Origin of the sequence: Methylobacterium sp. Leaf100 (genome assembly GCF_001422845.1) — a bacterium.
GTDB lineage: Bacteria > Pseudomonadota > Alphaproteobacteria > Rhizobiales > Beijerinckiaceae > Methylobacterium.
Window position 1 is genome coordinate 1 of record NZ_LMMW01000048.1, and the last position, 4,189, is coordinate 4,189.

Genomic DNA, 4,189 nt, shown 5'->3' on the forward strand with positions numbered 1-4,189 from the left:
AACCGAGCGGATCAGTGCCGTCCGCTCGCCCTGCCATCGTCACACGACCGACGATGCACTAACTTCAAACCTGGGCCACTGAATGGGGGCAGGCCATGGCGTCGTTCATGACGGCGGAGGGCGATCCGGCGTGGGCGCTGTTCGACCGGCGTGGTCCCCAAACGATCACCGTGTGCTGTCGGGCGGGGGTGATCGGTATTGAGTGATGCCTGCTTGAGGTCGTGAGCAAGCGATATGGCAATGTTCGATCGTATAGATTTCCCCAGAAGTAGACCATCGCAAATCACCCGGAGCGGAAATTCCGATATAGACCTAACTTAGTCAGTTGACCGTGGCCGTGCTGCTTCCGAAAGCGACGTAATTTATTCCGATAATCTGTAAGCCTCCGCGGACGGCTGCGGTTAAAATGTGTTGAGGGGTAGATCGATCTGTTGCCTCTCGTCGATGAGTTCGCGCAGGCGCTCGATCCCGTTCCGCGTGAAGGCGGTTGTTCCTCCTTCGCTTGGTCCGTAGACGGCCAGGTATCCGTCCTCCGGCTCCATTGCGAGCGCGAGGTCGAGCAGCAGATCTTCGGAGACGGCCAACCCCTAGGCGACGGCGGCGAGGGTTGAAGACGGCAGTGATCGCCGCCGCGTCAGGCAACTCGATCGACGGCGACCGGTATGAGCGTCGGTACCTGCCAGTTCCAGGGTAGCAGGGCGTCGAGGTCGCGACCGGGGTGATCGTTGATACGCGCGAGCACATCGGTGAGCCACGCCTACGGATCGACGCCGTTAAGGCGGGCGGTCTGGATCAGCGTGTACATCACCGCCGCACGCTCGCCACAGCGCTCTGAACCAGCAAACAGCCAAGCTTTCTGGTCAACGCGACTCCATGCAGCGCTCGTTCCGCCGCGTTGTTTTCCAGACAGACACCGCCGTCGTGGACCACACGCCCGAAGGCAGCTCAACGCTTGGGCATGTAGTCAAAACATCGCGTTTCGAAGCACGCAAGCGTCACCTAATCGTGCAAGTGTTAGCGAGTTTCAGAGCAAATTTGTGATTTTCAGTTCATCACGGGAACATAGTAGCCAGCCAGCTTTCTCGTGACTTTCCCAGCCTTCTTCCACTCCTTCGGATACCACTCCCGTTTGACGGTGTTGCCCTGGTTGCCGCCAAGCATCTCAATCTGAGTGTCAGTCCATCGCGTGATGAAACCCGCGTGGCCTGTTCCCGTTAGCCACTTAACGTCCACAAACGGCGAGTCTCGAAACACGGCAATGCATCCATAGACAGGCTCGGCGAGAAAGATGAACCGGTTTTCGTTGTTCCAGAAGAATGATCGAGCGCCTGGATGACCTGTGCCATGATAGCCGGCCTGCTCCAGGCAATAATTCACGAATGAGGCACACCAGTGGACCTCGTCCCCGCCATCCTTAATTGGATCGTACCAAGGGGCAGCAACGCGTATATAGTTCAGAATCCGGGGGTTCTCCCCGGGGTCCTGCCACTCTGATCGCTCTGTCCAGGGAAGAGCCTCCTCGGTCAAGGCAACCCGCATCCAGTCGGTTGCGGCTTCGGCCGCTGACGAAACGGGCTCCTTCGGCTTCACGCCTACCAATGAGGATCTCGCTCCGGCCTCGTACTCTCTTCCTGGGTTCCAACCCTCAATAACCTGAATCGATCGACACAGCTTCGCAATCTCAGAGTCGTTTAAAGTTGATAGGACGTCGCCTGCATCAATACCGGTCTTGCTCGAAACGAAGCCGATGTATCCGGCAGTATTGTTTTCACTGGGCGGAGCGTACCTGTTGATCGCCGCTTGCAATGTGAGATTTCGGTACGACGGAGATCGAAGTAACGCTCCTACAGCGAGGAGGCCGGTTTGCTCGCTGGGAAAGATCGCGAACCGCGTATCACCACCGATCGCGTCGTGCTCGTCAGCGAAGGAGCCCCGCTCGATGTTTCCGGGATTATTATTGCGCCAAGCGCGACTTCCTCCTTCTCGGACCAATTCGCGACCGTCCGATCTGCGGTAGATTACCTGCAACGGCTGCGGGGCTCGAGCTGATACGAACCTTTCAATGGTGCTGGCGGGCCCACCTGCGTTCCCTCCATTCCCACCACCTGCGTTCCCTCCGGTCCCGTCACCACCATTGCCATCGCCATCACCGTTCGCGCGGATTGCCTCGACAATGTACGCGCCGTCCGGCTGCTGATGAATCTCTGGATCGTAGCCTTCAAGGCGAAGATCTGACAAAAGCTGATCGAGTTCAGAAGCTGGAACATCGGTAATTCTATACTTCTTCATCGCTGCGTCCTCCGCCTCGTAATATCATTTAATATTGAGTTCGTTGATCATCCGATTCTGCGCTGCCTTAGTGTTTCGGGAGGGCAGTAGAAACTCCCCAAGAGGGCCTGCGCCGTTGGTTGCAAGCCAGGCCTCTACGGCCTTTCGCTGTTGATCGCCCATCCTAAAGTAGCGACGAATTCGCTCTGCTTGCGTGTCGGTATTGCTCGAGCTTGGACCGGCGGAACTCGTTCTCCTTGGTCGCGTGTTTTCTCGGCGGGGACTATCTCGGCGATCCGACGCAGAGCTGATCCGGAGATCTGCCGCCATTCGCATTTGGTCCGCCGCCCGTCCAGAACGGACGAAAATAGAAACTGGGAGATCGACGCCGTTTTGCCTCAGCCAGGTTTCGACAGCACGTCGGTTTTCCGGAGATGACAACCAAAACTCTCGAATCTGTCGCCCGAGATCTGAGTACGAGAATCTCGTAATAACGACATCTTGCTCGGCGCGGTTGGCTTCACGCAGCCGAACACCGGAGTCTTCCGCGAGGCTGACTAGAGCGCCCGTCAGAGTTCCTGCGCGATAGTAAGCCTCCACATCAGTAAGTGCCAACTCGAGCGGGTAGGTGTCGGTAGTCAGGCCGAGCCTCTCGACAATGCGAGTACGAACAAGCTTCCGCTGTGTTCGCATTTGCTGTTCGATCAGCGATATCGCGCGGTCGACAAGAATCTCCTTATCGTAAGCCTCTCTCACCCCCGTAACGCCAGTCGCAGCGGCCGCGAGGATAGTTTTCATTTCCGCCGTTCCGGTGACCGCCGCAGCCGAGGTGAGTCCGAGCGAAGTCAAGGTAGCAAGGAATGGAATCCCCTGCTTCTCGCGCGTCAGATCGGACTCGTATTCTCCGTACGTGAGGTCAATGCCATACAGACGCGCCAAAATAATAGAATTTCGGATTTCTTGCTTCCTCGAGCCACTTGCTAGGAAGTATTTTGAGTAGGCATCAGGGCCGCCCGCGGCTCGAACAAACTCCGCTTCTTCTATGACCGGAAATAGGCGATCCGGACCACCGCGGGTTGACGGGCTGCAGGCGGCAGTCAGAAGGCACGGCAACGCCATGCCAGCTTTGATGATCAAGGCTGCGATCGAATGTCGTCCAAATGACGGCATTGTGCCCCTCCCTAATCACGGCTTGCAAACCTGCTGCTTAAATCAATCGAAGCACGCCTGCCGGTGTTGCCACAAGTTAAAAAAGCGTTTCCATTTCAGGTCCGCTTCGACTGTCACATAGATGCGACAGTTCGTGAATTGACTTGCCTCATCGCGCAACCGAAGACAAATATTAAGCGCCGAGTTTGGGTGCAAGGCTTTCGCGAAGACCGCATATCATGTCGGAGGGGGTGCAATAGATGGACCGAAAGCAGGAGGCGGGGCCTCTGTAGCCAGTCGGAAGCTAACGTCGGCTTTTACGCTTCAAGCCGACAATAATTGATGTTCTGCTTTCAGCCTGCTTTAGCCAATCGCGAGGAGTCCGCTTTTCCGGTTCTAAGACCGAAACCGGAACGGCAAAAAACCTGAAGAGTTTCGGGCGCCGCGAGGCGTACGAAAGTCGTGGAAGAACGAACCCGCGGATGGCGGGCGCAGAGCTATGGGGATTTGGGCAGACCGTCGTCCCCAGCGAGGGACGGAAGGCGCGTGATTACCGGCGCCTGGGTACCTGAGCGCTCCCGGATTGCTCGGTCTCCGGCGTTTGGCGGAGCGCGACAGGGTCGGGTGACAGCGTTTGTGAAGACCATTCTTGCGTTCGGCACGCGGAGAGACGTGCCCCGAGGTGCGCCTCCTCGGATGGCTGGCGCTGTCAGGCCATGCCGGGTCATGGCGTACACGCCCGGTTCGGCGCGGGGCGGAACGGTGGCCCGCG

At 57.7% G+C, this 4,189-nt stretch carries 3 protein-coding genes and 1 pseudogene; all 4 read right to left on the reverse strand.

Features of this window, described 5'->3' with window-relative positions:
• Positions 1 to 401: 401 nt before the first annotated feature.
• The 4 genes and pseudogenes from ASF25_RS17405 to ASF25_RS22980 all read right to left on the reverse strand — a co-directional run bounded on the left by ASF25_RS17405 (position 402) and on the right by ASF25_RS22980 (position 3,405).
• Entirely contained in the window at positions 402 to 584 is a 183-nt protein-coding gene (locus ASF25_RS17405; protein WP_156369053.1) for a hypothetical protein, read from the reverse strand.
• Between the two features lie 50 nt (positions 585 to 634).
• Positions 635 to 939, reverse strand: a pseudogene (locus ASF25_RS23775) (transposase domain-containing protein); the annotation flags it as partial.
• A gap of 105 nt (positions 940 to 1,044) precedes the next feature.
• Complete coding sequence (locus ASF25_RS22210; protein WP_082502876.1) at positions 1,045 to 2,289, reverse strand: TIGR02594 family protein; 1,245 nt, start codon at positions 2,287 to 2,289, stop codon at positions 1,045 to 1,047.
• Between the two features lie 24 nt (positions 2,290 to 2,313).
• Entirely contained in the window at positions 2,314 to 3,405 is a 1,092-nt protein-coding gene (locus ASF25_RS22980; RefSeq protein WP_156369054.1) for a hypothetical protein, read from the reverse strand.
• Between the last annotated feature and the right edge of the window lie 784 nt (positions 3,406 to 4,189).